The sequence below is a fragment of the Tianweitania sediminis genome (assembly GCF_017813335.1).
GTDB lineage: Bacteria > Pseudomonadota > Alphaproteobacteria > Rhizobiales > Rhizobiaceae > Tianweitania > Tianweitania sediminis.
In genome coordinates, this window is the sequence record NZ_JAGIYY010000002.1 from 371,408 (window position 1) to 395,581 (window position 24,174).

27 protein-coding genes are annotated in these 24,174 nt (G+C 62.9%); 16 read left to right on the forward strand and 11 right to left on the reverse strand.

Features of this window, described 5'->3' with window-relative positions; genetic code table 11:
- The first annotated feature begins 26 nt into the window (after nucleotides 1–26).
- The 6 genes from J5Y06_RS08785 to J5Y06_RS08810 all read left to right on the forward strand — a co-directional run bounded on the left by J5Y06_RS08785 (nucleotide 27) and on the right by J5Y06_RS08810 (nucleotide 4,141).
- Nucleotides 27–1,211 carry a cell wall hydrolase gene (locus J5Y06_RS08785; RefSeq protein ID WP_209334760.1) on the forward strand — a complete coding sequence of 395 codons (1,185 nt, stop codon included), beginning with the start codon at nucleotides 27–29 and terminating at the stop codon, nucleotides 1,209–1,211.
- 207 nt (nucleotides 1,212–1,418) lie between these two features.
- Entirely contained in the window at nucleotides 1,419–1,829 is a 411-nt protein-coding gene (locus J5Y06_RS08790) for an AtpZ/AtpI family protein (RefSeq protein ID WP_209334761.1), read from the forward strand.
- 88 nt (nucleotides 1,830–1,917) lie between these two features.
- Nucleotides 1,918–2,670 (forward strand): F0F1 ATP synthase subunit A, encoded by a 753-nt coding sequence (locus tag J5Y06_RS08795; protein ID WP_209334762.1) that lies wholly within the window; start codon nucleotides 1,918–1,920, stop codon nucleotides 2,668–2,670.
- 73 nt (nucleotides 2,671–2,743) lie between these two features.
- On the forward strand, nucleotides 2,744–2,968 hold the full coding sequence (locus J5Y06_RS08800; RefSeq protein WP_209334763.1) for a F0F1 ATP synthase subunit C: 225 nt from the start codon (nucleotides 2,744–2,746) through the stop codon (nucleotides 2,966–2,968).
- Nucleotides 2,969–3,056: 88 nt separating this feature from the next.
- Nucleotides 3,057–3,656, forward strand: a complete 600-nt coding sequence (locus tag J5Y06_RS08805) for a F0F1 ATP synthase subunit B (protein WP_209334764.1) — start codon at nucleotides 3,057–3,059, stop codon at nucleotides 3,654–3,656.
- Between the two features lie 5 nt (nucleotides 3,657–3,661).
- Nucleotides 3,662–4,141, forward strand: a complete 480-nt coding sequence (locus tag J5Y06_RS08810) for a F0F1 ATP synthase subunit B (RefSeq protein WP_209334765.1) — start codon at nucleotides 3,662–3,664, stop codon at nucleotides 4,139–4,141.
- Nucleotides 4,142–4,253: 112 nt separating this feature from the next.
- Here the strand turns inward: J5Y06_RS08810 and J5Y06_RS08815 are convergent, their stop codons facing one another.
- Nucleotides 4,254–4,982: a ribonuclease HII gene (locus J5Y06_RS08815; RefSeq protein WP_209334766.1), complete on the reverse strand. Its 729-nt coding sequence runs from the start codon at nucleotides 4,980–4,982 to the stop codon at nucleotides 4,254–4,256.
- Between the two features lie 134 nt (nucleotides 4,983–5,116).
- Nucleotides 5,117–6,271: a PA0069 family radical SAM protein gene (locus tag J5Y06_RS08820; protein ID WP_209334767.1), complete on the reverse strand. Its 1,155-nt coding sequence runs from the start codon at nucleotides 6,269–6,271 to the stop codon at nucleotides 5,117–5,119.
- A gap of 154 nt (nucleotides 6,272–6,425) precedes the next feature.
- On the opposite strand from J5Y06_RS08820, the gene J5Y06_RS08825 reads away from it, so the two are divergent.
- A complete protein-coding gene (locus J5Y06_RS08825) occupies nucleotides 6,426–6,914 on the forward strand; it encodes a glycosyltransferase (RefSeq protein ID WP_209334768.1) in 489 nt (162 codons plus the stop codon).
- 11 nt (nucleotides 6,915–6,925) lie between these two features.
- Here J5Y06_RS08825 and moaB read toward each other — a convergent pair whose 3' ends face one another.
- The 6 genes from moaB to J5Y06_RS08855 form a co-directional block, all read right to left on the reverse strand.
- Nucleotides 6,926–7,474, reverse strand: coding sequence for a molybdenum cofactor biosynthesis protein B (moaB, locus tag J5Y06_RS08830; protein ID WP_209334769.1), 549 nt, complete (start codon nucleotides 7,472–7,474; stop codon nucleotides 6,926–6,928).
- 15 nt (nucleotides 7,475–7,489) lie between these two features.
- Complete coding sequence (locus J5Y06_RS08835; RefSeq protein WP_209334770.1) at nucleotides 7,490–8,347, reverse strand: 4-(cytidine 5'-diphospho)-2-C-methyl-D-erythritol kinase; 858 nt, start codon at nucleotides 8,345–8,347, stop codon at nucleotides 7,490–7,492.
- Nucleotides 8,347–8,532, reverse strand: a complete 186-nt coding sequence (locus J5Y06_RS08840; protein WP_209334771.1) for a hypothetical protein — start codon at nucleotides 8,530–8,532, stop codon at nucleotides 8,347–8,349. Before J5Y06_RS08840 ends, J5Y06_RS08835 begins: the two co-directional genes overlap by 1 nt.
- A gap of 62 nt (nucleotides 8,533–8,594) precedes the next feature.
- Nucleotides 8,595–9,464, reverse strand: coding sequence for a S49 family peptidase (locus tag J5Y06_RS08845; RefSeq protein ID WP_209334772.1), 870 nt, complete (start codon nucleotides 9,462–9,464; stop codon nucleotides 8,595–8,597).
- Nucleotides 9,465–9,531: 67 nt separating this feature from the next.
- Nucleotides 9,532–10,317, reverse strand: a complete 786-nt coding sequence (locus J5Y06_RS08850; RefSeq protein ID WP_342453408.1) for a tRNA1(Val) (adenine(37)-N6)-methyltransferase — start codon at nucleotides 10,315–10,317, stop codon at nucleotides 9,532–9,534.
- A 7-nt stretch (nucleotides 10,318–10,324) separates the two neighbouring features.
- On the reverse strand, nucleotides 10,325–10,549 hold the full coding sequence (locus tag J5Y06_RS08855) for a putative signal transducing protein (protein ID WP_209334774.1): 225 nt from the start codon (nucleotides 10,547–10,549) through the stop codon (nucleotides 10,325–10,327).
- Nucleotides 10,550–10,678: 129 nt separating this feature from the next.
- On the opposite strand from J5Y06_RS08855, the gene J5Y06_RS08860 reads away from it, so the two are divergent.
- Together J5Y06_RS08860 and J5Y06_RS08865 are read left to right on the forward strand one after the other, a co-directional pair.
- Nucleotides 10,679–11,695: a polyprenyl synthetase family protein gene (locus J5Y06_RS08860; RefSeq protein ID WP_209334775.1), complete on the forward strand. Its 1,017-nt coding sequence runs from the start codon at nucleotides 10,679–10,681 to the stop codon at nucleotides 11,693–11,695.
- Nucleotides 11,696–11,813: 118 nt separating this feature from the next.
- The gene (locus tag J5Y06_RS08865) at nucleotides 11,814–13,604 is read left to right on the forward strand and encodes a tetratricopeptide repeat protein (RefSeq protein ID WP_209334776.1); all 1,791 of its coding nucleotides are present in this window, start codon (nucleotides 11,814–11,816) and stop codon (nucleotides 13,602–13,604) included.
- A 45-nt stretch (nucleotides 13,605–13,649) separates the two neighbouring features.
- On the opposite strand, the gene J5Y06_RS08870 is transcribed toward J5Y06_RS08865, so the two are convergent.
- Nucleotides 13,650–14,378, reverse strand: a complete 729-nt coding sequence (locus J5Y06_RS08870; protein WP_209334777.1) for a cation efflux transmembrane domain-containing protein — start codon at nucleotides 14,376–14,378, stop codon at nucleotides 13,650–13,652.
- A gap of 68 nt (nucleotides 14,379–14,446) precedes the next feature.
- On the opposite strand from J5Y06_RS08870, the gene J5Y06_RS08875 reads away from it, so the two are divergent.
- The 5 genes from J5Y06_RS08875 (at nucleotide 14,447) to glyS (ending at nucleotide 20,799) form a co-directional block, all read left to right on the forward strand.
- Complete coding sequence (locus tag J5Y06_RS08875; protein WP_209334778.1) at nucleotides 14,447–14,908, forward strand: MerR family transcriptional regulator; 462 nt, start codon at nucleotides 14,447–14,449, stop codon at nucleotides 14,906–14,908.
- 60 nt (nucleotides 14,909–14,968) lie between these two features.
- A complete protein-coding gene (locus tag J5Y06_RS08880) occupies nucleotides 14,969–15,919 on the forward strand; it encodes a glycine--tRNA ligase subunit alpha (protein WP_209334779.1) in 951 nt (316 codons plus the stop codon).
- Nucleotides 15,920–16,017: 98 nt separating this feature from the next.
- Entirely contained in the window at nucleotides 16,018–16,587 is a 570-nt protein-coding gene (locus J5Y06_RS08885) for a LemA family protein (RefSeq protein ID WP_209334780.1), read from the forward strand.
- 22 nt (nucleotides 16,588–16,609) lie between these two features.
- Complete coding sequence (locus J5Y06_RS08890; RefSeq protein WP_342453397.1) at nucleotides 16,610–18,538, forward strand: DUF2207 domain-containing protein; 1,929 nt, start codon at nucleotides 16,610–16,612, stop codon at nucleotides 18,536–18,538.
- Between the two features lie 131 nt (nucleotides 18,539–18,669).
- Complete coding sequence (glyS, locus tag J5Y06_RS08895; RefSeq protein ID WP_209334781.1) at nucleotides 18,670–20,799, forward strand: glycine--tRNA ligase subunit beta; 2,130 nt, start codon at nucleotides 18,670–18,672, stop codon at nucleotides 20,797–20,799.
- 17 nt (nucleotides 20,800–20,816) lie between these two features.
- On the opposite strand, the gene J5Y06_RS08900 is transcribed toward glyS, so the two are convergent.
- Entirely contained in the window at nucleotides 20,817–21,257 is a 441-nt protein-coding gene (locus J5Y06_RS08900) for a hypothetical protein (protein WP_209334782.1), read from the reverse strand.
- 91 nt (nucleotides 21,258–21,348) lie between these two features.
- Here J5Y06_RS08900 and J5Y06_RS08905 point away from each other — a divergent pair, with 91 nt between their 5' ends.
- Together J5Y06_RS08905 and J5Y06_RS08910 are read left to right on the forward strand one after the other, a co-directional pair.
- The gene (locus J5Y06_RS08905; protein WP_209334783.1) at nucleotides 21,349–22,308 is read left to right on the forward strand and encodes an L-threonylcarbamoyladenylate synthase; all 960 of its coding nucleotides are present in this window, start codon (nucleotides 21,349–21,351) and stop codon (nucleotides 22,306–22,308) included.
- 207 nt (nucleotides 22,309–22,515) lie between these two features.
- Nucleotides 22,516–23,079 carry a DUF6101 family protein gene (locus tag J5Y06_RS08910; RefSeq protein WP_209335105.1) on the forward strand — a complete coding sequence of 188 codons (564 nt, stop codon included), beginning with the start codon at nucleotides 22,516–22,518 and terminating at the stop codon, nucleotides 23,077–23,079.
- Nucleotides 23,080–23,093: 14 nt separating this feature from the next.
- On the opposite strand, the gene ubiA is transcribed toward J5Y06_RS08910, so the two are convergent.
- Complete coding sequence (ubiA, locus tag J5Y06_RS08915; protein ID WP_209334784.1) at nucleotides 23,094–24,077, reverse strand: 4-hydroxybenzoate octaprenyltransferase; 984 nt, start codon at nucleotides 24,075–24,077, stop codon at nucleotides 23,094–23,096.
- Nucleotides 24,078–24,174 lie beyond the last annotated feature (97 nt).

A 24,174-nucleotide genomic window follows, 5' to 3' on the forward strand; every position in this document is an offset into this window, starting at 1 on the left:
TCGGTTGCGTTCTGGAGAGTGGGTCGGTGTTGAATCGAGTTTTGCCGCGGCGTGTTGCTGCGTCGGACCGCCTGCGGTCCCTTGTGTCGCCCCTGGTGCTCGGCCTTGGGATCTGGATGAGCTTCCCGACGGTGGTGGCGATGCAGGACACAACCAGTCTCGTTTCCGGGGTGGAAGCGGTCAGCACCCGCTGGAACGCCTATTTGGAAAAGGCTGCCGCCGGATCCGTACACCAGGCAGAACTGAAATTCCATGATGCCTCCACCAGTGTATCGACGGCGAGTCTTGGAGGAGCAGGGCTGAAAGCGGCTGGTCTCGGAACGGTGACCTTGCAGGGCAAGGCCGCCAAATCTGACCAGCCCGATGAAGAGCGGGTCACCCGGTCGGAGAAAAAGGGCCGCATCGTTCGCATTGCGCCCGTGGCACCACCAAAGGCCTTTACCGCTGGCTCCGTATTTGAGCGGACCAGCATGATCTTGCGGCAAACGCTGGGCGACGGGCAGGAGATGGCGTTCGCCAAGCCGAAGCTCGGCGGTAAGGAAATCGAGATTGCCGCTGCGTTTCATTCCACCCCCAAGAAGCAGGACCTGAAGCTGCCGACCGCCATCGCCGCCCTGGTGACCAACGAGAAGGCGGACATTCTTGCGAATGCCTATGCGCCGGTGGAAGACGATTACGCGAAAACGTCGCCCTTTGCGGTCCTTCTGCGGGGATCAGATCCCGACAACGGGCGCTTCATCCCGCCGGTTGCAGAAGGCGATCATGGATGGATGAGCCAGCCACTGCCAGCAACAGTGTTCACGGCGGCCGAACAAAAGTGCCTTGCTTACGGCATCTATTTCGAAGCGCGGGGTGAAAAGGAAAAAGGTCAGGCTGCCGTTGCGCAGGTGATCTTGAACCGTGTGCGCAACCCGACTTACCCGAACACCATCTGTGGCGTGGTCTATCAGAACGACCATTGGCGCAACCGCTGCCAGTTTTCCTTCGCTTGTGACGGGATCCCGGATGTCATCCGCAGCCCTGCTCACTACCGGATCGCCCAGGAAATCGGGCGTGCTGTCACCGCCGGTCAGATCTTCATTCCAGAGGTGGGCTCTTCCACCCACTACCATGCGACTTACGTGAATCCCCGTTGGTCGCACACGATGGAAAAGATGAAGAAGATCGGGTTGCACATCTTCTACCGCACGCATGGCGGTGGCTGGAGCTGAGTGGTGCATCGGCGGGATTCGCGCCTGGCGGCGCGCCGCTGACGCAGCGCGCATTGTCGCAGCGATCTAAGCGCCTGTTTTTCCGAGATGATTTACCCAGTGAAAGGGTGCCGATCGCGGGTTGACGCCCGATTGTGACCTGAATATGTTGCGCCCAACTTTGAAGCGAAAGCTCCACCCGGGAGCCGGGCTCAGCGGGAGGGTGCGATGGCCAAGACAAACGGGCCGGACAACGCTTCCCAGAGCCGGGACAATCGGGCTGGCGCTGATGCAGCACGCGACGACAGTCTCGATGGACGCCGACGCGACCTGGGCGCCAGATTGGCGCAAAGGCGCGCCGAAGCGGGGATCGGGGGTGGCGACGCCAGATCGCGCGAAGCGACCGGGTATGGTCAGGCCATGCGACTTTCCAGCGAGTTCATCGCGGGGATCGTCGTGGGAACCGGGCTGGGCTGGATTATCGATCGCGTGGCTGGAACGTCGCCATGGGGCTTGATCATCTTCTTGCTCCTGGGATTTGGCGCGGGTGTTCTGAACGTTCTGCGATCTGCAGGCATGATCGCCGATGCGGGGCTTCGCGCCTCCAGGGACGAGCAGGGCAAGCAAGATCGCGACTGAGTGCGACAATCGTCGCGAGCAACGAATTGGCCTTCGAGCCGCAACTGTTTTGGGCTTTGATAGCCCGAGGAAGAGCAAGGGGTAGCCGGTGGCAAACGATCCGATCCACCAGTTTCAGATCTCCCGCCTGGTGCCGATTGAAATCGGCGGCATGGACTTTTCGTTCACCAATTCGTCCCTGTTCATGGTGCTGACGGTCGCCACCGCCGGCGCGTTTCTTTTCCTGACGACCTCAAGCCGTGGCCTGATTCCCGGCCGCATGCAGTCCATCTCGGAAATGTCCTACGAGTTTATCGCAGGCATGCTGCGAGACTCCGCCGGCACAGGCGGCATGAAGTTCTTCCCGATGGTGTTTTCGCTGTTCATGTTCGTGTTGACCGCGAACCTGCTCGGCATGTTCCCTTACTTCTTCACCGTCACCAGCCACATCATCGTCACCTTCATGCTGGCGCTGTTCGTGATCCTGACCGTGGTGATCTACGGTCTGGTCAAGCACGGCACGGGTTTCTTCAAGATCTTCGTGCCGAGCGGTGTGCCCGCAGCCATCGTTCCTATCGTCGCGCTGATCGAGATCATCTCGTTCCTGTCGCGCCCGATCAGCCTGTCCGTCCGCTTGTTTGCCAACATGCTGGCCGGCCACATCACGCTGAAGGTTTTCGCCGGCTTCGTGACGTCGCTTGGCGCGCTGGGTGCGGTCGGCATCGGCGGCGCGATCCTGCCGCTCCTGATGACGGTGGCGCTGACGGCCCTCGAGTTCCTCGTCGCGTTCCTGCAGGCTTATGTTTTCGCCGTTCTCACCTGCATGTACCTGAACGACGCCGTTCATCCGGGCGGTCACTGATCGTCCTTACCCTTCACCGGCGGACCTCCGCCAAAGATATCCTTGAACACAGACCCCTCAAAAGGAGCCTACAATGGAAGTGGAAGCAGCAAAGGCAATCGGTGCAGGACTTGCCTGCTTCGGCATGGCGGGCACCGCGCTCGGCCTGGGCAACATCTTCGGCAGCTATCTTTCGGGCGCGCTGCGCAACCCGTCGGCTGCGGACGCTCAGTTCGGCCGCCTCGTGTTCGGCTTTGCGGTGACGGAAGCTCTGGGCATTTTCTCGCTCCTCATCGCTCTGCTGCTGCTCTTCACGTAAGATCAGCGACTGTCGGCGCAAGCATGAGCATGAGATGTTTTCCCGACCGCGATGAACGCGGTCGGGTTTCAATTGACAGGGGAAGCCGATGTTCGTCGCGCCCGCTTTCGCGCAAGAACAAGCACCAACGGATGCCGTGCCGTTGACGCACACGCCACCGATTACGGAAGGCACAACGGAGCACGTGGAAGCCGAGCACACCGGCGTCTTTCCGCCGTTCGAGACCTCCCTTTTCCCCTCACAGATTCTTTGGCTGGCGATCACGTTCGGCCTGTTTTACCTGTTCCTGCAGAAGGTGGTCCTGCCGCGGCTCGGCCACATGCTGGAGGTTCGGCGTGATCGCATCGCGCAGGATCTCGATACCGCATCGCGCATGAAGGAAGAGGCCGACGCAGCCGTGGCGGCCTATGAGCAGGAACTGGCGGATGCCCGTGCAAAGGCAAACGTCATCGGCCAGGAAGCGCGAGACCGGGCCAAGGCGGAAGCCGAAGCCAACCGGCGCGAAACCGAAGCGGGGCTTGATACGCGCCTTGCAGAGGCGGAAGCGCGGATTGCCTCCATTCGCAATGCGGCCATGGCTGAAGTCGGCGGCATCGCTGAAGAAACCGCAACAGCGATTGTTGAAGCGCTCGGCGGCACGCCGGATCGCTCGGCGATCGCTTCTGCTGTTGCAGCGCAACGGAGCTAACCCAGATGGCTTTTGACGCAACATTCTGGGCCACCGTCGCCCTCGTCTTGTTCCTCGCCCTGATCGCGTACCTGAAGGTGCCGGGCATGGTCACGAAGTCGCTTGATGATCGCGCCGATCGCATTCGCGGCGAATTGGATGAAGCACGGCGCCTGCGTGAGGAAGCCCAGCAGCTTCTGGCCGAATACCAGCGCAAGCGCGCGGAAGCGGAGAAGGAAGCAGGCGACATTCTGGCTGCCGCTGAACGCGAAGCGACGATGCTGCGTCAGGACGCAAAGACCAAGGCAGACGAATACGTCGCGCGTCGCACCACCATGGCCGAGCAGAAGATCGCTCAGGCCGAGCGTGAGGCCGTGAATGCCGTACGCTCCAGCGCGGTTGACATTGCCGTGGAAGCGGCGCGGCGGGTTCTCGCCGAGCAGGGTGCAACGGCGCCCAACGCGTTCCAGTCGTCGCTGGCGGAAGTTCGCACCAAGCTCAATTGAGCTTCATCGCCGGAGTGGAAAATGGAGCCGTCGGAGCGATCCGACGGCTTTTCTTTGCTGGTCGTTGACGGGACAATATCGGTGCGGGGAGGGTGCCCGGGAATTCGGTGGATCAGCCAATAAGCCGAACGGGAGCGTCGCCTTCCATGGCAATCGCATCCACAAGATCACCTTGCACTCGATGGCCGGCGTCTGGCTTCAGCGGCGCAAAGCTCATGCGGTGGAGGCGAGCCACTGGGCCGTGCGCGCCGATCGCATCCCGGTGGCGTACGGTCGCGTAACCCATATGGCTGTCGAAACCGTAGCGGTCGTGTTGGGCGCTGCAGCGCGTCATCATTCGGTCGCGCATGACCTTGGCCACAATGGAAGCTGCGGCGATCGATTGCGAACGCTGGTCGCCCTTGATCAGCGCCTCGCAGGAACAGGGCAGGCCGGCCGGCACGTCGCGCCCGTCCACCAGCACGAGCTTGGGCTGCAGAACGAGACCATCCACGGCGCGCTTCATGGCGGTCAGGCTCGCCTGTAGGATGTTGATTTCGTCCACGCTTTCCGCGCAGATCGACGTCACCCCAACGGCAAGCGACGTCTTCAAGATCTTGATGAAAAGCGCCTCGCGCTGGTCGGAAGTGAGCCGCTTCGAATCGTCCAATCCCTTGGGAATCCGTTTCGGATCGAGGATCACCGCCGCCGCGACAACGGGACCCGCAAGGGGACCACGTCCGGCTTCGTCTGCGCCGGCGACCGGCCATTGGTCGGCCTTAATCGCCCGCTTTTCGCGCGCGAAATCCGGCGTCGAGACAATCTCGAACAAGGGCGGAGAATCAGGGTTCCGGGGAGCCATCGTGCGGCGAAGCTCGCATCGGACCTGATTCTCCGCAAGTCCTTCCCGGCGATTGGGGCGAGCCGGGAAGGGAGTCTTTGCCGGAGAACCGGCGTTCGCTTGAGCGAGTGCGGCTGTTTGAGCCGCTCGGAGCGTCAGAACAATTGCAGCTGCTTGCCGGCGGGTTCCGGCGCTTCGAAGAGGTCCGTGCGCAGCGATCGCCGCGCGGCATTCAAGCCAAGTCGCTTGGCCGCGAGTTCGAAGCGGCGGCCGATCTGCCAGGCATAAGGACCGCTGCCCTTCATGCGCTTGCCCCACTCCGCATCGTAGTCCTTGCCGTCTCGCATGGAGCGCACCAGCGAAAGCACATGGCGGTAGCGGTCGGGATAATGCGTCAGCAGCCAGTCCTTGAAGATCGGCGCCACTTCGAGCGGAAGCCGCAGCATGACGTAGCCGGCCTCTTTCGCGCCCGCGGCTGCAGCCGCGTCGAGGATGCGCTCGATTTCCGGATCATTGAGCCCGGGAATGATCGGCGCCACCATGACGGAAACCGGTATTCCGGCCCCATTCATTGCACGCAGCGCTTCAAGGCGACGCGTGGGCGTCGCCGCCCGCGGTTCCATCGTGCGTGCAAGCTTGCGATCCAGCGTGGTGACCGACAGCGCAACCTTGGCAAGGCCCCGCTCGGCCATTCGCCCGAGGACGTCGATGTCGCGCATCACCAGCGCGGATTTCGTGACGATCCCGACCGGATGATTGTGGGCATCCAGAACCTCAAGGATCTCGCGCATGATGCGATGAGTTTTCTCGATCGGCTGGTAAGGGTCGGTGTTGGTGCCGATGGCAATCGTGCGCGGCTGGTAGCCCGGTTTTGCCAGCTCCTTTTCGAGAAGCCTCGCCGCATCCGGCTTGGCGAAGAGCTTGGACTCGAAATCCAGGCCTGCCGACAACCCCATGTAGCTGTGGGTCGGGCGCGCAAAGCAGTAAACACAACCGTGCTCGCAACCCCGATAAGGGTTCACCGAGCGATCGAAGGAAATGTCCGGCGAATCGTTGCGCGTGATGATGGTGCGTGGCTTTTCAACCTGCACTTCCGTTTTGAACGGCGGCAGCTCTTCCAACGTGTTCCAGCCATCGTCGAATACGTGCCGGCTGGTGGGTTCGAAGCGCCCGGACGGGTTGATGCCAGCCGACCGGCCTCGACGGCGATCGGGTGCGATCCGCATGCCGCTGTCGTCAACCAGCGCGTTGGCGAGAGCAGCCCCACCTGTCGTAAATGCCGCGCGATCCGCGCGGGAAATCTGTTCCATGCCTTGCATAATGTGCTCCCGAGCTTCGCCTTGAGCGCGCGAATCGAACGCCGTTGATGAAAATAGTCCTAACGGCAGAACAGGAACGAAGCAAGAACAAATTCGTTCCCCGGGTGATGTGGCGCGGGCTTCCCTGTTGGGTTAAGCAGGGTACATGCTGACAGTTCTGATACCGACCCGGAACAGTGAGGAGGCGCTGGCAAGAACGCTTGCGAGCCTTGTTTCAGGGGCAGTGGAAGGAATGATCCGGGAGGTCATGGTCTGCGACGACGGCTCGCTTGATGGCACGGAAAAGGTCGCCGATCACGCCGGCTGCGTTTTCCTGGCGGGAGCTGGCTTGCCGCAAGGGCTGGCAAGGGCGCGCGGGGAATGGCTCCTCGTGCTGGAGCCAGGATCACGCCTGATGGCGGGGTGGACGGATGCGGTGCGCGATCACATGGCAGGGGATGATCGCCCCGCAAGGTTCAGGCGCGGGGGGGCACGCCGCGACAGGTGGCTCGACTGGATCTCTGCAGAGGGACCCCTACGGGCTGGCCTGCTCCTGCGGCACCGTCAAATGGCGGCGGTGCTGGACCCTCAAGGAGCGCTCAGCCTGCCGCGAGGTGTCTGCCGGCTGCCCGCAGAGATCATTCCTGCACCCTGACGGGCTGCGGGTCAGCCCTTGCGCCGCTTCAGGTGCTCGTCCAGCCGCGGCATGATTTCCACGAAGTTGCACGGCATATGGCGGTAATCGAGTTGTGCGCGGATGATCTCGTCCCAGCCATCCTTGCAGGCGCCGGGTGAGCCGGGCAGCACGAAAACGAAGGTCGTGCCGATCAGCCCGCCCGTGGCGCGCGACTGGATCGTGGAGACTCCGATCTTGTCGAAGGACACGCGGTGGAAGATCGCAGAAAAACCGTCCATCACCTTGGTGAAAAGCGGCTGCAGCGCTTCCACGGTGACGTCGCGCCCGGTGAAGCCGGTGCCGCCGGTGGTGATCACCACGTCCAGGTTTTCATCTTTTGTCCAGGCGAGAACCTGGGTTCGGATCGCTTCGACCTCGTCCCGAACAATGGCGCGCCCTGCAAGGCGATGGCCGGCTTCTTCGATCCGCTCTGCCAGGATCGTGCCCGATCTGTCGTCTTCGAGACGCCGGGTATCGGACACCGTCAGGACGGCGATGCCGACGGGAATAAAGGGGCGGCTTTCATCAAGGCGGTACATCGGCAAGGGCTCCGATCAGGACAGAAGAACAGGCTGAACGAACCAGCCGCGGTTTTCCTCAACGAGCAGGGCCGCTGCTTTGTTCGCCGCCGCCGCCGTGGAAAAAAGACCGAAACAGGTGGCGCCCGACCCGGACATGCGCTGGAAATCGGCACCGCTGTCGCGCAGCGCTTCGAGAACAGAGCCAATCATCGGCGCTGCTTCGATGGCCGGCGCTTGCAGGTCGTTGCGCGTTTGGTGAAGCCAAGCTGGCCAGTCGTCCGTTTCGGGAAAGGGTGGCAGCGGCGGGTTGGTTCGCTGTTGCAGCCGGGCAAACACAGCGGGCGTTGAAACCGCAACGCCGGGGTTTACGAGAACGGCGGGGATGGTCGGCAGGTCCCGAACAGGACGGACGTCTTCACCGATCCCGCTGACATGGGCGGCTTTGGCTACGAGGCACATCGGCACATCGGCGCCGAGGGCCAAGGCGAGTTCGGCAAGCTGCTGGGGCGTATATGAAAGATGCCACATCGCCGTCAGAGCCCGCAACGCGGCCGCGGCGTCGCTCGAGCCTCCGCCGATGCCCGACGCCACCGGCAAACGCTTCTCAAGGTGGATATGAACCGGACAGGATGAACCGCCAAGCGCGTCACGCAACAGGTCGCGTGCCTTCAAAACGAGGTTTCCCCCGTCAGTCGGCACGCCAGAAGCAAACGGGCCTGAGACGCTGAAGCGATCGTCCTTTGCAGGGCTAATTTCCAGGTGGTCGCCAAAATCGGCAAAAGCGACGAGGCTGTCCAGAAGGTGGTAACCGTCCGGCCGGCGTCCAATCACATGCAGGGCAATATTGACCTTCGCGGGAGCAAAGGCCCGGACAAGAGCATCGACGGTCATCAATCCTTGGCGATCGTGTAAACGCCGGTTTTCGGATCCTGCACCAGCGTTCCCTGGCTGCCCGAACGCGCTTCCTTTTCCTCGCGTCGAGATCGCGCGACGATCCGCTCGGCCTCCTTTGTGAGCTTCTTGTAACCGGCATAGCCAATCGCCCCGACAACGGCCAAGAAGATCAATGGCGGCATGGCTCACGCGCTCCCGATGGCTGTGAAGAAGATCCCGAACCTACAAGGGAAACCATGTCAGATCAAAGGCGATAGCGCGACCAAGCGGCTTCTTCATCAAGCGCGCTGATCAGCCCGCTGGCTGCGGCGCCCGCGACATCGGGAGCGTTGAAGCCCGCCCCTGCACCGAGGAAGCCGAAGCGGCGGCCGAGCAGGCCCTTCGGTGGAGTGATCACTCGCAAGCGGATATTTTCGCCGTAGCGCGCCTTCAAGGTGCCGCGCAGGTCACCCAGTGCATCCACAAGCCCAAGGGCGTAACCGCGCTTGCCGGCCCAGAACACCCCCGTAAATAGCTCTGGGTCTTCGGCAAGCTTGGCGCCGCGCCGTGTTTTGACCAGATCGATAAAGGTTTGATGCACTTCCAGCTGCAGCGCCTTTAGCCGTTCCACGTCTTCCGGCTTTTCCGGTTTGAACGGGTCCAGAACCGCCTTATTTTCACCGGCCGTATGAACGCGCCGTTCGATGCCGAGCTTGGCGATCAGGTCCTGAAACCCGAAGGACGCGGAAACCACGCCGATGGAGCCGACGATCGACGACGGGTCTGCGATGATCTCGTCGCCGGCGATCGCAATCATGTAGCCGCCTGAAGCAGCCACATCTTCCACGAACACCAGAACCGTCTTCTTCTTTTCCGCCGCGAGGTCCCGAATGCGCTGATAGATCAGCCGAGACTGGACGGGCGATCCGCCCGGCGAGTTGACCGAGATCGCAACGGCCGGTGCCGCCTTGAACGAGAACGCCTTGTCGAGCAGTCCGGCGCAGGACGCGAGGTTGAGCGACGGGCGCAGCGGCGATCCGCCCGCCATGATCATTCCGTTGAGCCGCACAACCGGAATAACGACCTCCTCCTTGCGCATGGACCGGGGCAACAAGCGGCGAAGGAAGCGGTTCACGGGGCGAAATCTCCGTTTGATTGGTGCATCCCATGTAGGTGGCGAGGGTCGCGGTGCAATGGCGGCGCTAATCGCCGAACAAGCTCGTGCGACCGTTGTTGATCGCGTCGGCGCGCGGCGAAAACCCGTTGCCGCTCTCGCCGTGAACAACAAGGGGAGGGTAGAGCGACAGTGTGGCTCGCGAGCCCAGCACCGCGCGCAGGATGATGCGGGTGGCGGGAAGGTCGGGTCGGGGAAGCACAGGCACGATCTGCGCGCCGCCGAAGCGGCCGGCGAGGGCGGCGAGGATTTCGGGCAGCGATTGCGGTCGCGCGATCAAGGCGAGGCCACCCTTCGGTCTCACGATTGCGGCAGCCGTCCGCAGCCATTGCGCAAACAGATCAGGGGTCAGCACATGCGCTTCCTGCCGCATCGGGTCAGGAGACGAGCGATCCAACGCAGCGTTGAATGGGGGGTTGAGGATCGCAAAATCCACGCTGTTGTCGTCGAGCCCGATCAGCCGCCGGGCGCCTCCGGTGTGGGTAACGTCCCCTTCCACGAGGCGCACGCGCGTTCGAAACGCCGCATTGGCGTCCAGCGCGAGCGTACGCGTCGCCCAAGCCACCATCTCGGCTGAGCGCTCAACAAAAAGTGCGCTGGCGCCTGGGCAGCGGGCAAGAACAGCCAGCCCCGCCGCTCCGGCGCCCGAACCAAGGTCGGCGACGGTGCCGCCGAAACCCGACGGCACCGCTGCAGCCAGCATCAGTGCATCCGTGCCCGCCCGATGGCCGGCGTCCTTCGGCTGCGCCAGATGAAAGGCCCCGCGATGGAAGGCATCGATCGTGTGCGGCGGCCATTCCTCCTGCGGCAACACGGTTGGTTCAATCGCGCTTGATTTCGCCGGCAATGCCGGCATCCGCCAGGAGCGCGCGAGCCCTGTCGACGGCATCCGCGTCAACAAGGATGCGACGAGCAAGAATGCCCAAGGAGCCTTCCATGATGCTCATGTTCTGGTCGGCGACAAAGCAGGCGATCCCCGCGTCGCGCATCAGCGCTTCCACAAAGGAAATCAGCACTGCATCGTTGGTTCGCATCAATTCGATCATGCAGCCTAGCTGGCAGGAAAGCCTTGCGAAGTAAACAAGGCGCAGCACGCGCCAATTCGCCCCTTGCCGCGCAGAAGGGGGCAAAATAGAACCGGCCGTCGAATGGAAGTCGCGTCCGGGAGTTCTGCCGTGGGTGTTGTCGTGAACCTGGAAGACGGCAAGAAGCCGCAAGCCTCGATCGCCGAGCTCGTTGCGCTGACGGCGCAGGACATGGCGGCCGTCAACGAACTGATCCTATCGAAGGCGGGATCGGACGTTGCCATGATCCCGGAAGTTGCCAATCACCTGATCTCGTCCGGCGGCAAGCGGCTGCGTCCGATGCTGACTTTGGCGGCCGCCAAGATGTTCAATTATGCCGGCGACGGGCACGTCAAGCTCGCCATGAGCGTCGAGTTCATGCACACGGCAACGCTGCTCCACGACGACGTGGTGGATGAAAGCGGCATGCGGCGCGGCAAGAAGACTGCGCGCATGATCTGGGGCAACCAGGCGAGCGTCCTCGTTGGCGATTATCTGCTTGGCCAGGCTTTCCGCGTGATGGTGGAAGTGGGTTCTCTGGAAGCGCTCGACATCCTGTCCAACGCCGCAGCCGTGATTGCCGAAGGCGAGGTGCTGCAGCTTTCGGTATCCAAGAACCTGGAAACCACCGAGGACGAATATCTGGAGGTCATCAAGGCGAAAACGGCTGCGTTGTTTTCGGCTGCGGCGGAAGTCGGCCCGGTGATCGCCAATGCGTCGCGCTCGGATCGCGCCGCCCTGCGCTCCTACGGAACCAATCTCGGACTGGCGTTCCAGTTGGTGGACGACGCGCTCGATTACGGCGGATCCAGCAAGGACCTCGGCAAGAATGTCGGCGACGATTTCCGCGAAGGCAAGGTCACGCTGCCGGTGATCCTGAGTTATCGGCGCGGCACGGAAGAGGAGCGGGCGTTCTGGCGCGAAGCGATCGAAACCGGCGAAGCCAGTGATGCGGCGCTCGAAAAGGCGTTTGGCATTATGAAGAAGCACGGCGCCATCGCCGACACGATCGGTCGCGCCCGTCATTTCGGCGGCATCGCTCGCGACGCGCTGGCGCCCTTGCCGTCATCGCGACAGAAGGCTGCTCTCCTGGACGTGATCGACTTCTGCATCAGCCGCGTGGTTTGACGCAGCGGCAGCCGTTGAAGCTGCACCGCAAAAAGGCCATGCTTGCGCGTAACTGCTTCGGCTTCGATATCGATGCCTTGACCAAAGCGAAGCGGGCCTGGCGCCCGGAAAGGATCCCATGCGGCAGTTTCGCCAACGCGGCTTGAGCACACTCGCGCTTCTGGCAGCCCTTTCCACTGCGGCGATGCCGGCAGCCGCAAAAGAAAACGCCGCCGCGCCGCAGTTCGATCCGTCGCAGATCTCGACCTTTTCCGGCGCACTTTTAGCCGCCCGAACGGCCGAAACCGACAAGAACTTCGACGCTGCAACGGACTACTACAAGCGTGCTCTGGCGCTTGAACCGGATAACCAGGATGTGGAGCGCAGCCTGTTCCTGGGCTTGCTCGCACAGGGCGATTTCAACCAGTCGCTGCGGCATGCCGAAAAGTTGAAGCTGGTGCGCGGCGTTTCGCGCGTGGCCAGCATGACGCTCGGCATCGACGCCCTGCGCGACCGGCGCTACGCCGAAGCTGACAAGCTCTTTTCCGGAAGCATCGATTCCGATCTGGATCGTCTCGTGGCAGGCCTGCTTTCCGGATGGAGCAAGCTAGGCCTCGATGCACCGCAAAGCGCGCTCGATTCCTTGGATCGGCTGGACGGCCCACCCTGGTTTTCGCTTTTCGTCAGCTATCATCGCGCCCTGATTGCAGAGGCAGCGGAGCTCAACGACGAAGCGCGCAGGACCTATGAAGCGACGCTCGCCAATCAGGATGCAGGCGGTGCTGCGCCGGATACCTATTTGCGCGCGGCCGAAGCCTATGCCGGCTTCCTCGCCCGTCAGGGCGAAAAGGATGCCGCGATCCGTGTCTTGGACAGCGCGGACGATTTCATTGGCGGTCGCATTCCGATCGTCAAGCTGCGCGATCGTATCCGCGCCGGTGAAACCATCCAGCCGATGGTGAAATCTCCGGCCGAAGGCGGAGCCGAAGCCTTGCTCAACGTGGCGGCGGCTCTCAATCAAAGCGGCGGCGAGTCGTTTGTCCGCCTTTACCTGCAACTGGCGCGGGCGTTGCACCCTGACAGCGACATGATCCTTCTGCAGCTCGCCAGCATCGCTGAGCAGCAGCAATTGCCGGAAGAAGCGATCGCGCTCTACACGAAGATTCCCGACCGCTCGCCCCTGAAACGTGCAGCCGAACTGCAGATCGGGCTGAACCTTGCTGACCTGAAGCGGCACGACGAGGCGATCAAACATCTGCGCATCGCCCTGGAACAGGATAAAACCGACACCCGCGCCTATCTGGCGCTGGGCGGCGTTTATTCCGGCCAGGAAAACTACCGCGCCGCCGCCGAGGTGTATGACGAGGCTGTCGCTGCCCTGCCGGCACCTGATCGCTCCAACTGGAACATCTTCTACCAGCGCGGCATCGCCTACGAGCGGCTGAAGCAGTGGGACAAGGCCGAACCGAATTTCCGCAAGGCACTGGAACTGTTTCCAGACCAGCCGCAGGTCCTGAACTATCTCGGCTATTCCTGGGTCGACATGAACATGAACCTCGAGGAAGGCCTCGAGATGATCAAGCGAGCGGTGGAACTGCGTCCTTCCGACGGCTACATCGTCGATTCCCTTGGCTGGGCTTATTACCGCCTTGGCCGTTACGAGGATGCGGTCACGGAACTCGAGCGCGCTGTTTCGCTGAAGCCGGACGATCCGGTTCTGAACGACCACCTTGGTGACGCGTATTGGCGGGTCGGGCGCAAGCTGGAAGCCACCTTCCAGTGGAGCCACGCGATCGACCGCGAGCCGACCGAGGCCGATCTGCCGAAGATCCGCGAAAAGCTTGCCAAGGGTCTTCCGGACATTCCGGCGCCGGCCGCTGCCGATGCCGAGCCAGCGAAACCTGCGCCGGCGGCCAGCAACCCGGGCTGATGGGTGCTGGGTCGCCGCAGAAGGCGACCCTTATCCCCGGCCTTCTCAGGTATGCGACAGCTGATTTCCGCCGTCGCGGTACTCGCCGAGCGCTTGCCGGAGGATCTGCACCGAGGACGTAAGGAAGATGCCGGCCATGATCGCGGCGACGATCAGGTCGGGCCAAGCCGTTGCGGTGGCCCAAACGCCGGCGGCTGCCGCCATGACGATTACGTTGCCGATGGCATCATTGCGCGAGCAAAGCCAGACGGAACGGACATTGGCGTCGCCATCCTTGTAGGATCGCAGCAGCACCACCGAGGCGAGATTGGCAGCCAGCGCCAGAAAGCCGATCAAACCCATGATCTCGGCCTGCGGAACGCCAAGCACCAGGGTCTGGTATAGCGTCGAGCCGAACACCCAAAGCGCCATCAGGAACAGCGACGCGCCCTTCGCGAGTGCTGCCGTGGCGCGCACCCGCAGGCTTGCCCCGATCACGGCAAGGCTCAAGCCGTAGGTGATCGTATCGGCCAGGAAATCGAGCGCGTCCGCTTGCAGTGCCTTTGAGCCGGCAAGCTGGCCCGCAACCGTTTCCAGCGCGAACATGCCGCCGTTGATGGCGATCACGAGCCAAAGTATCTGCTTGTAGCGCCGGTCCATGCCGTCAAACACCGGGACGCCCGGGGCGCAGCAGCTTGGGGCCGCATCAGGCCCACCTGAGTGCGCGCGTCGGTCGTGATCATGATGATGGTGAGGGTCGTGCGTCGCTTCCGCTGAGCAGCAGGCGTCAGCCATGGCTTCACTCCTTTAAACAGCCAGGCGACATCACTACAATCTCTAGTGACTATAGGTGCAAGCAGAAAATGCGCGATCTTTCCATTGGTGAACTGTCCCGCCGCACGAAGGTGAAGGTGCCAACCGTGCGTTATTACGAGGATGTCGGACTGATGCCGGCGCCCCCCCGTTCAGAAGGAAAGCAGCGGCGGTATGACGCCGATGCCGTTTCGAGGCTGAACTTCATCCGCCACGCGCGTGAACTCGGCTTTGAAGTTAACGCGATCCGCGAGCTTCTTGATCTGTCTGCCGATCGCTATCGACCGTGCGAGGAGATCGACGCGATTGCCAGCCGCCATCTGTCCGACGTGACCCGGCGGATTGCCCAGTTGCAGATGCTGGAAAAAGAGCTGCAGCGAATGGTGCAGCAGTGCGGACATGGCAGCGTGGAAGACTGCCGGGTGATCGAAACACTCAACGATCACGCCCATTGCAGCCCCAACGCGCATCCGATCGGGTTATCGCCTCGCGACCGCGCCGGCTCGCCTTGACGCTCTTTCCACCCCGTCCTAGGAGGGCGCCTCGCATTCTCCAGTTCTGTCGAGGCTTCCGTGACAGCGACGACTCACTTCCACAATGACCCGAAGCGCTCGTTTCAGGGTCTGATTCTAACGCTTCACGCCTATTGGGCCGACTATGGTTGCGTGGTGCTGCAGCCCTACGACATGGAAGTGGGAGCGGGCACGTTCCACCCCGCCACCACCTTGCGGGCGCTAGGACCGAAGCCTTGGAATGCCGCTTACGTGCAACCGTCGCGCCGCCCGAAGGATGGGCGCTATGGCGAAAACCCAAACCGTCTCCAGCATTATTACCAGTACCAGGTTATCCTGAAGCCCAACCCGTCGAACCTGCAGGAGCTTTACCTCGGTTCCTTGAAGGCGATCGGGATCGATCCGCTTTTGCACGACATCCGCTTCGTCGAGGATGACTGGGAAAGCCCGACGCTGGGCGCCTGGGGGCTTGGCTGGGAGTGTTGGTGCGACGGCATGGAAGTGTCGCAGTTCACGTATTTCCAGCAGGTGTGCGGCATCGAATGCGCGCCGGTCGCCGGCGAGCTGACCTACGGCCTCGAACGCCTCGCGATGTATGTGCAGGGCGTTGATAACGTCTACGACCTCAACTTCAACGGCCGCGACGGTGACGAAAAGGTCACCTACGGTGACGTGTTCCTTCAGGCCGAGCAGGAATATTCCCGCTACAACTTCGAGCATGCTGATACGGCGATGCTGTTGCAGCACTTCGTGGATGCGGAAAAGGAATGCCAGGCGCTGCTTGTCGCCGGTGCACCGCAGAATGGCGGCGTGCAGCGGGTGATCTTTCCCGCCTATGATCAGGCAATCAAGGCGAGCCACGTGTTCAACCTGCTCGATGCCCGCGGCGTGATCTCGGTCACGGAGCGGCAGAACTACATTCTGCGGGTGCGCAACCTTGCCAAGGCCTGCGGCGAAGCGTTTCTGCTGACGGACGCGGGCGGTTACGTGGCGCGCAGCGCCGCAGCCTGACAAAAGGCGCTCGCGGCGCGGGGATCGGTCTTGCCGCCGCACCGCAGGGATGCATGATGGCGCGGCTGGCCGCTTGGCCTTTCTGAAGGGGAACAGGAATGGACTTCGGGGTCGGCACAATCGTTCTTGTCGTGATCGCATTGATCGCAGTCTATGTGGTCGTGATCTACAATGGCCTCGTGCGCGCCAGGCAACTCGTGCAGGAAGCCTGGTCCGGCATCGATGTGCAGCTCAAGCGGCGCGCCGACCTCATTCCCAACCTGATCGAAACCGTGAAGGGCTACGCCGCACATGAGCGGCAAGCGCTGGAAGAAGTCACGGCCATGCGGGCTCGCGCCCAAAGCGTGCCGAGCGGCGATGTCGCCGCGCGTGCGCAAGCCGAAGGCATGCTGAGCCAGTCACTCGGCCGGCTTTTTGCGGTGGCCGAAGCCTATCCGGACCTCAAGGCAAACCAGAACTTTCTTCAGCTGCAAACCACCTTGGAAACCACCGAAGGTGAAATCCAGATGTCGCGGCGGTATTACAACGGCGCGGCGCGCGACCTGAACATCAAGGTCGAGAGCTTTCCGTCGAACCTTGTTGCAAACTCCTTCGGCTTCAAGAAGGCGGATTACTTCGAGATCGAGAATCCCGCTGATCGCGCCGTTCCCAAGGTTGCCTTCAGCTAAGCGCCGCAGGCTGTTTTTCGCCGTGAAACGCTTTCTTCTCCTGTGCTTGTTGCTTGCTTTCGGCATCGTGGGCGCACGGGCAGCGGAAGAGATCCGCTCCTTTGACGTGCGGATTGACCTGGATGCTGATGCGACACTGCTGGTAACGGAGCAGATCGAGGTGAACGTCGAGGGCAGGGCAATCTCGCGGGGTATCTTCCGCGACATTCCGCTGCGCTATGAGGATGCGTCCGGGAAGACGCGCGAAGTGGAACTGGACGTTCGTTCCGTCACCCGCAATGGCGCTGCCGAGCCTTATGAGGTGACGCGCGGCTCAGGCGTGCAACGCATCCGCATCGGCAACCCGGATGTCCGTCTGCCGCGAGGCATCCACCGCTACACCATTACCTATGAAACCAGGCGCCAGATCCGCTATTTCGCCGATCATGACGAGCTCTACTGGAACGTCACGGGCAACGCCTGGGATTTCCCGATCCTGCGCGCCGAAGCGGAAATCCGGCTGCCCCCCGGCGGAAAAGCCAGCGATGTCACCTTCTTCACGGGTGCCTACGGATCTACCGGAAAGGCCGCACGGGCCCAGATCCTGCAGGACGGCCGCATCGTCGTTGCCCGCACCACGCAGCCGCTTGGCGTGCGGGAAGGCCTCACGATTGCCGTTGCGTTTCCGAAGGGCGTGGTTGCTCCGCCAAGCGCGGAAGACGAGCGCGCAGATTGGCGCCGAGACAATCTTGGCTGGATCGTCGGCGCCGTTGGCCTGGCGACGGTGCTGGCGTTCTACCTGTGGGCCTGGAACCGGGTCGGGCGCGATCCTCCTGGAGACGTGGTGGTGCCACGTTGGGATGCGCCGAAGGGTGTGACGCCCGCGCTCGCCAACTACATCGACCAGCGCGGGTTCAAAGGACAGGGCTGGGATGCCTTCGCTGCCGCCGTGCTGGATCTTGCCGTGAAGGGCCACGTCGTTCTGGAGGAACTGGACGACACCGTCACCATCCGTCGGGTCGGCGATGGTGTTCCGCGAGATCTCGGCGTCGGCAGCCGGGCCATCCTGTCGTTCTTCCCCAACGACGGAGACACTCTGCGCGTCGACAAGGCCAATGGCGTGTCCGTTCAGGCGGCCGGAAAGCTGTTCCGCTCCGCCCTGGAACGGGAACACCGGCATCGCTTCTACAAGCACAATCCCTTGTACCTGCTTGGCGGTGCCTGCTTGTCGCTGCTGGTGGTCGTCTTCACGCTTGGCTTGTCCGGCTTTTCGGAAGAAGCGCTTGCAGGCGCCGTGGGTGCCGTCCTGCCGGGCATCGTGATTGCCATCTTTGCCGTGAACATCGGCCGCAAGCTCCTCCGGGCGCGAACGCTTCGGGAGCGGATCAGCGCAATTCTTCTTGCTGGCTTTGTGGGCTTCATGTCGCTGAGTGCCATCGGCGGTGTGACCGCGCTCCTGACAGAACTGAACTTCAACCCGCAGGTCCTTGCTGTTGTTGGCGGTTTGGCGATCGCAAACGTCACGTTTTTTTACCTGATGGGGGCGCCGACGCCGCTCGGACAAAAGCGATCCGCCGAGATCGCGGGGTTGAAGCAATATCTCACCCTGGCCGAAGCCGAGCGCATGAACATGCAAGGCGCGCCGGCGATGTCGCCGCGCCACTTCGAAACGCTGCTGCCCTATGCTGTCGCGTTGGGCGTGGAGAAACCCTGGTCGCGTGCCTTCGACGGCTGGCTGGCTGCCGCGGTGGCCGCGGGAACAGCCACCGCCTACGCCGGGCCCGGCTGGTACCATGGCGACCGACCCTTTAGCCCGAGCGGAATGGGGTCCGACCTCGGCAGCCTCGCCGGATCTTTGTCAAACAGCTTCACGGCCTCCTTGCCGGTTGCGAAAAGCTCGTCTTCCGGCTTTTCGGGCGGCGGCGGCTTTTCCGGCGGCGGCGGCGGCGGCGGCGGTGGCGGCGGCTGGTAAGCCACTGCCGTTCCCCGGTTCTCGGCTACCGACCACGGTTCAACCGCCGGCCAGACACAAAACGGCTTCGCATCTTCGCTCCAATTGCTTTACAGGCAGCGCAGCGACTTCAAGCCCATAGCGACTGCACCATGCCTGACCTCCTTCTCGAACTGCGCTCCGAAGAAATCCCTGCCCGCATGCAACGCAAGGCGGCCGGCGATCTTCGCAAGATGATCACGGACGGGCTGGTGGAAGCCGGGCTCACTTATGAAGGGGCGCAGGAGTACTGGACGCCCCGCAGGCTGACGCTGGACATCCGCGGGCTCAACGCGCGGTCGAAGGATGTGCGCGAGGAGATCAAGGGGCCAAGCGTGTCCGCTCCGGAGGCCGCAATACAGGGCTTCCTGCGCAAGGCCGGCCTGAGCGACATCGCCCAAGCCCACAGGCATGCGGATCCAAAGAAGGGCGAGTTCTACGTTGCCCACCTCGTGAAGCCGGGCCGCAGCGCCGAAGAGATCGTGGCTGAGCTTGTGCCTGCCGTGATACGCGCCTTTCCCTGGCCGAAGTCGATGCGCTGGGGCAGGGCGTCGGCGCAGCCGGGTTCCTTGCGCTGGGTTCGGCCGCTGCAATCGATCCTGTGCACCTTCGGCCCTGAAACCGGCGGCGAGCCGGAGGTGATCGACATCGAAGTGGATGGCATCCGTTCCGGCAACGTGACCTACGGCCACCGCTTCCATGCGCCGGATGCGATCACGGTGAAGCGCTTCGACGATTATGTCGCAAAGCTCGAAGCCGCCAGGGTTGTGCTGGATGCCGAGCGGCGCAAGGCGATCATCCGCGACGATGCCAAGAACATCGCGTTCGCCAACGGACTGGAACTGGTGGAAGACGACGCGCTGCTTGAAGAAGTGTCCGGCCTCGTGGAATGGCCGGTGGTTCTGATGGGGAGCTTTGAGGAAGAATATCTCCAGATCCCCGCAGAGGTGATCCAGCTCACCATCCGTGCCAACCAGAAGTGCTTTGTCACGCGGCCCGCCGGCGGAAACCCTGATGGTGGCGTATCCAACCGCTTCATCCTGACTGCCAACATCGAGGCGAGCGACGGCGGTGCCGAGATCGTGCATGGCAATGGCAAGGTGGTGCGAGCTCGCTTGTCGGATGCGCTTTACTTCTGGAACACCGATCAGGCCGATCTGCCGGACCGCGCGGGGCTGACGGAGGCGGGCGAAACGTTCGGCCTCGATCTTTCCAAGCCGCTCGACCAGCGCATGGCCCGGCTCCACCGGCTCGGCGTCACCTTCCATGCCAAGCTTGGCACGCAGGGTGAGCGCGTTCAGCGCATCGCCAAGCTGGCGGAGGACCTGGCGCCGGTGGTCGGGGCCGATCCGCAATTGGCCAGGCGCGCGGCAGTGCTGGCCAAGGCTGATCTGCCCACGGAGGTGGTTGGCGAGTTCCCGGAGCTGCAGGGCGTCATCGGGCGCAAATACGCCCTCCTGCAGGGCGAGCACCCCTCGGTCGCCGCAGCCTTGGAGGAACACTACAAGCCGCAAGGACCTTCCGATCGCGTGCCGACGGATCCGGTTTCGGTGACCGTTGCCCTGGCCGACAAGTTCGACACGCTGGTGGGTTTCTGGGCCATCGACGAGAAGCCCACGGGCTCCAAGGACCCCTACGCGCTACGCCGTGCTGCCCTGGGCGTGATCCGCATCCTGGTGGAAAACGGGATTCAGATGCCGCTAGCGTCCCATGTGAACGCCGACCTCCTGTCCTTCTTCCACGACCGCCTCAAGGTCTACCTCCGCGATCGCGGTGCCCGGCACGACCTCATCGATGCCGTGCTAGCCACGGATACGGCGAATGACGACCTCCTTCTGATCGTGCGACGCGTGGAAGCTTTGGGTTCGTTCCTGGAAACGGACGATGGCAAGAACCTCCTAGCTGGCACCAAGCGCGCCGCCAACATTCTAGCTGCCGAGGAAAAGAAGGGGACAACGGTCGCCGAGGCTGTTGAGCCCGCCCGCTTCGCTGCCGAGCAGGAACGCAGCCTCTTTGCGGCGGTGAATCAGGCTGAGAAGGAAGCAGCGCAAGCCGTTGAGAGGCAGGACTTTTCCGCCGCCATGGCGGCGCTTAGTCGTTTGCGCGAGCCGGTCGATGCCTTTTTTGACACCGTGCTGGTGAATGATGAGGACGCGGTGATCCGGGCAAACCGCTTGGCGCTGCTCCAGCGGATCCGTGCCACAACGAGCACTGTTGCGGACTTTTCGAGAATTGGCGGCTGATCGCCGGCGGCTTCCCCTTACAGGGGGCGGTTGGCGCTGGGGGAAACCGGCTGCACGGCAACGGGTTCAGGCACGCTGCCTGACCGGGCAGGAGCATCCAAATCGTCCGGGGAGCCGGCTGCTTCCTGCTGCTCGACGAGGTCGTCGTTGTTTGAGGGTGGTGCGCTGCGCGCTGGCGGCGGAACGGATGCTTCCGGTGATTGTGAAACCGGCTGGCTTCGCACCTCACCGGTGCCACCATCGATGATCATCGGCGCGCCATAGCGTTTGCGCGGCTTGGTGTCGGCGGACGCGATGTCGTCCTCTTTGTCGTCGCCGGAGCGTGCGCTTGCGAAGTCTGGTGTTCCGAGCCTGATCACCGAGGGGGTTGTTTTCGGTAAGGGCAAGACAATAACCGAGGACGCGAGGGCCGGGCCCGTGAAGGCCATGCAACCAAAAATCAGCAGCAATGAACGCATCGGGAACTCCTTGCTCGCGGACCACACCGTTCGATAACAGCAAAGAGTTACCAACGCCCTCTCTGGGCCGCAGGCAATTGAGGATTTTCGAATGACAGGCTCCGTCCCTGCCGACCCGCTTCAACGCGCCGTGGATGCGCTCCGGCGCGGCGGGATCGTCGCCGTGCCGACGGAAACCGTTTACGGTCTTGCCGCTGATGCAACCGACGGCCAGGCGGTGGCGCGGGTCTTCGAAGCAAAGGGGAGGCCGCAGTTCAACCCGCTGATCGTTCATGTCGCCGATCGCGCCATGGCAGACCAGATCGCAGCGTTCGACGCGCTGTCGGCCGCCCTGGCTGATCGCTTCTGGCCCGGCCCGTTGACGCTGGTTCTTCCCCTTAAGGAAGATACCGCCATCCATCCGCTCGTGACAGCCGGGTTGACGACAGTGGCCCTGCGCATGCCGCAAGGGCCGGCGCTGGAGGTCATGTCCAAGCTTCAGCGGCCGATCGCGGCTCCCAGTGCCAACACATCAGGCCGCATCAGCCCGACAAGTGCTCAGGCGGTGCACGACGACCTTGGCACGAAACTCGACTTCATCCTGGATGGTGGGCCGACGCAGGTTGGGCTGGAATCCACCATCGTCAAGGTGGAGGGTGGAACGATCAGGTTGTTGCGACCGGGCGGGATCACCGCCGAAGAGATTGAAAAAGCAGTCGGGCAAACCGTCACAAGCGCCGGCGCCCGCCCAGCGATCGAAGCGCCGGGCATGCTAGCCTCCCATTATGCACCCGCGGCCGCCGTGCGGCTGGAAGCGGAGGCGCTGCAGCCGGGCGAAGCGCTGCTTGCCTTCGGCAACAGCCGGATTGCCGGTGCCGATGCCGCCCTGGCGGTTCGCAACCTTTCCCCGTCCGGAGATCTTCGAGAAGCCGCGGCGAACCTTTACGCCCACCTCCAGGCGCTTGATCGGTGCGGAGCCGGGATGATCGCGGTAGAAACCATTCCGCACCACGGGCTCGGCGTGGCGATCAATGATCGTTTGAGCCGGGCCGCGGCACCGCGAGGCAAGTAGAAGCGAAGCATCAACGACTTGGCAATCTTGCTTTCTGCTTTATGCATCCGGGTTGCAAACCGATAACCATCGTTCCATCCGAATTTGCTTAACCCAACTTCTTAAGTGCGCCGGTAAGGAGCCGCGCTTAGCTTCCCGTTCAACGAGGCCGGAACACCGGTCCGAAAGCTGGAAACAGCTCTCAGGAAGAACAGGAAGACAGGCATGATGAACATCGGATTGAAGCCGGTCTGGGCGGGCAGCGACATGCGCCTCGATCCTTTCCGCTTGCCACAAGTGGTGACCTACGCAACATCGGACGAGCAGGGCGACGTCCTGTTCACGATCGACAAGCGTGGCGCTGTGATCAAGCGCTGGCTTGAGCGCAGCGGCTTGCCAGTGACCATTGCCTTGCCGGCGCGTGCCTTTCAGGGCGTGGCGGCGCGGGCGCTTGAAGATGACACCGGCCATGTCACGGTGACGCTGGAATTGCACCATGCCGACCCGCAGCTTTCGGTTCCGCTGCTGGTTGCCCACGACCTGGATGACGTGGCGGCGGATTGGCGCGCATGGGCGGAAGCCTACAACCTGCCGATGCTGCTTGTCGAAGCCGATGGCGTCGCCCGCACGCTTGAGGATACGATCGGCGGGGTCAAGGCAGGCCCTGCCAAGCCGCGCCGCAAACGCTCCTCATCGGCGCCGCGTCGCCCGCGGTTCCTAGCGCGCCGCAAGTCCGGCGATCTTGGATTGCGGCTTGTGGTGGACGGCGAGGAAATCATCGCCCGCACGTAGAAAGAGGTAGCGGGTCACACATAGATGCGCAGGGTGGCCCAGATGCCACCTGCCATCAGGCCGATGAATATCAGCCAGCCGACCGTCGAGTTCGACTTGAACAATCTGAGGCACTGATCCGGATCGTCGATGTCGAGCACCCGGATCTGCCGCATCATGTGAACGGCGGCGGCGACGAGGCCGGCCATGGCCGGAAGGGGCACCTGGGCGGAAGCAAAAGCCGACGCAATCAAAACCAGCGCCCCGCCGTAGAGGTAGATCAGCCACTGCTTCGTGCGGTCGCCGAACAAGCGAGCCGTGGAGCGGACGCCAACCAGCGCGTCGTCTTCCTTGTCCTGGTGGGCATACAGCGTGTCATAGCCGATCGTCCAAAGAACGGCGCCTGCGTTAAGCAGCAAGGGTGCGGCGTCGAGCCGTCCGAAGGCTCCAGCCCACCCCATCAGCGCACCCCAGGAAAAGGCAAAGCCCAGAAAAAGCTGCGGCCAATCCGTAACGCGCTTCATGAAGGGATAGATCGCGACCGGGATCAGCGCGCAAAGGCCGACCACAATCGCAAAGCTATTGAACTGCAGAAGCACGGCCAGCCCGACCAGCGCCTGAAGCACCAGGAAGAACCAGGCCTGCTTCTTGGAAACCTGCCCGGAAGGAAGCGGCCGCGACCGGGTGCGATCGACCTTCTCGTCGATGCGGACATCCACGATGTCGTTATAGGTGCAACCGGCACCACGCATTGCGATCGAGCCGACAAGAAACAAAAGAAGATGCCAGGGTGAGGGCAGCACGCTGGCGAGCGGATCGCCGGCCCGGGCGCCCGCTGCCGCCGCCATCGCGGCTGACCACCAGCAAGGCCAAAGCAGAAGCCACCAGCCGATGGGGCGGTCCCATCGAGCCAACTGCGCATAGGGCCAAAGCCCGCGCGGAAGCAGCCGGTACACCCAATGGCCGCTCGGCGCATCCTTGACGCGCCCGCGCACGCCGGTGGTTTGAATGGTTTCCATGGGGATTCGAGTGGCAGGGGCAGGCTTGAGCGTCAAGGGACTTGATGTGAGGGCGACGGACGTACCTTTGCACGCAGAATTGCAGGAGGTCAGTTTG